This window comes from Pseudomonas sp. 05T35 (assembly GCF_056396605.1).
The window spans coordinates 1-2,262 of record NZ_JBFTLU010000723.1 but is presented as its reverse complement, the minus strand read 5'-3'; the positions used below and the strand labels follow the sequence as shown (position 1 = coordinate 2,262).

General features: G+C 52.1%; 4 protein-coding genes. All 4 read right to left on the bottom strand.

The genetic code is table 11. The features are described 5' to 3' along the window. Window positions 1-184: 184 nt before the first annotated feature. Window positions 185-433: a DUF1654 domain-containing protein gene (locus tag AC1DH9_RS29235; RefSeq protein WP_477761291.1), complete on the bottom strand. Its 249-nt coding sequence runs from the start codon at window positions 431-433 to the stop codon at window positions 185-187. Window positions 434-567: 134 nt separating this feature from the next. Continuing rightward, complete coding sequence (locus AC1DH9_RS29230) at window positions 568-789, bottom strand: hypothetical protein (protein WP_477761290.1); 222 nt, start codon at window positions 787-789, stop codon at window positions 568-570. A gap of 108 nt (window positions 790-897) precedes the next feature. Continuing rightward, window positions 898-1,584: a DUF3037 domain-containing protein gene (locus AC1DH9_RS29225; RefSeq protein ID WP_477809345.1), complete on the bottom strand. Its 687-nt coding sequence runs from the start codon at window positions 1,582-1,584 to the stop codon at window positions 898-900. Then, a partial coding sequence (locus AC1DH9_RS29220; RefSeq protein WP_477809344.1) for a HipA family kinase occupies window positions 1,581-2,262 on the bottom strand: 682 nt, incomplete at its 5' end. The genes AC1DH9_RS29220 and AC1DH9_RS29225, both read right to left, overlap by 4 nt.

Sequence of the window (2,262 nt, the reverse complement as noted above, 5' to 3'; positions counted from 1 at the left end):
GGGTAATCGTGTATGGCGCAGGTTGTTAAAGAGCGGTCGCGGCTTTCGCTGCTGGGCCGGTGATTAGTTGGCTTGGGACTTATATTAGGCATTGGCTAATTAGTTGTAAATAGGTAATGCCTAATTATTTTCTTGAGGGCATGAAAAAGCCCGCGCTCGGCGGGCTTCGTCTATTCAGTTTCGGTCAGTCTTCCTTGGGTACAACCCAAGAAATCTGCACTCCACCATCATCCTGGTGCGCCACGGTCACGTTGTCCGCCTCGGCGATATCCTCGAGCAGTTGCACCCAATCATCCGGCGATTCATCTGGAGCTTTGTAGATGACCGCTCGCTTCGAGGTTTGCGCGCCAGTTGAGTTGATGATCTTCTGAATGCGAGTGCCGAGCAGCTCGTAGGAGGAGGGTAGTTTTGGTGCGGCGGCTTTCTTGGCCATGGGGTGTGCTCGCATATACTGGTTGAATATCCAGTATATGGATGGCCTGGCGATTGGCAAGCAAGGGAGGATAAGCGGGCAACAAAAGGCCCTCATTCGACGGGCCTGGAAGGGGTGATAGCGCCCGATCGGACTCAGTGCAGCTTGGTATAAGCGCTTGAATTGCTTGCTGCGCGGATCTGCTCGATATCGACTACTGCAGCCTCCACAATCTCAAGGGCGTGAGAAATGCGTAGCAATGCTTGCTCAGGGTATGCCTGAGTCGTAGGGGTAACCCCCTTCATGCCCGTGGCCAGTGCCAGTTGGACATCTGCCATTCGAGAAAGCAGCGACAGGGTGAGTTTGTCAGAAACCATAGATCGATCCTCTGGGCGTTCTAGACAGATTAGCCGGGGAGGGCGGATACGAAAAGCCCGGCGCTGGGCCGGGCTTTTTTTACTGCAGTGTTGTAGGTATACCTTGCTTTATCGTCCCGCAACGAACAAGGTGTCCTCTGCGAGCTGATGCGCTCCATTCAGCCGTCTAACTTTGGAAATCCATGCATCGCCATGCTCCAAGATTTTTGAAGGCTCATCGTGGCCTAGATGGATTGGCTTGATAGCCTGGACTGGCATCTGCCCCTCGCAGAGTACAAATGGAAATTTTACTGGGTAATCGGAGGTACCTAATTTCCTTTCGCTGTAGCGCTGCCGCAGATGGGAGTCTGCCAAAAGCTTGCCAAGCTGCTTCTCAAGAGCTGTTTCCTGATACTCCTTGGTAGCGAWGCTATGATTGACGTAGTGGTCAAACAAAGCCTTCAGCGCAACGTCAGCATTATCAGTTGCCATCGTTCCTGGATCGCTGAATCGCATCATCGTTTCTCGCGGATGGATGAGATGCTTGAAAGTGTTTAACAAAGCTCCAAGGTCGCCACGATTTTGTGTGAAAAATCCGCTGAGCCTTGCAAGCTCTGCGTTCATCTCGCGGCGAGCCCTCTGAAAAATCTTAGAGTCGAGGCTTGGGAAGAAATTTGTAACGCGTTGCCGTTTCTGCTCGATTTTGAAGCGAAAGTCGCCATTATTGGCGATCAACACGATACCAATATTTACGAACTCACCTGTTTCAGGGTAAGGCAAGAACCTGAGAATTGAGTAGTTGCAGATGTATTTCATAGGGGTCCCCAGAACCGCTCTTCCCTGAACACTTCTAGAATTTCTAGACGGTCAGCCAATGTAGGCTCGGTCTCGTCAATGTGGTCGCTGTCTCGGTAGATCCAGTCATCTGGCAAAAGGGCAGTGATCGTACCCCAGTTCAAGACCCCCCCGTTAAGCATTTGCGAGTATTCCTGACGGGTGACGTAATCCCTGAAACCCGCACGACTATCTCGGAATACATGGCTTTCTATAAAGTCATCGCAATTGAAGGTTCTGTCAAACGCCAGGTTGTGATCTATGACGTTCAGCGAGCCCTGAGCATCTAGGATTAGATTCACGTTTCCGCCCATGGGGCCCAGGCAGCGATCCTCGTTCCGAACCCACCAATCGAAGAGTAGAACTCTTCGCTTCAGTTCGGCCGAGGTGGTGTTTATGTTGCTCAGAGTGAAGTCGGAGGCGTTTTCTACCGCCCTGGATGCGAACGCAAGTCCTCCACCTAGGTCTCCAACATTGGGTATAGCGCTGAAGGCAATGAGCTCGGGAGGCACATGCATAAGTCGCCATGTTGGAATTGGGAGCTCAAGGCTTCTGCCAAGCTCGGCGCCGAGAACCTCTGAAATGAGGGCAGGGCCGCCGGATTTCGCTAGGCCTTTCACAAAATAAGAATGCCCATCATCGGCACGAACGATAAAGGGC

Bases quoted from the DNA above. Each gene is read 5' to 3' on its own strand.
- AC1DH9_RS29235 (WP_477761291.1), bottom strand. From the start codon at position 433: ATGGCCAAGAAAGCCGCCGCACCAAAACTACCCTCCTCCTACGAGCTG.
- AC1DH9_RS29230 (WP_477761290.1), bottom strand. From the start codon at position 789: ATGGTTTCTGACAAACTCACCCTGTCGCTGCTTTCTCGAATGGCAGAT.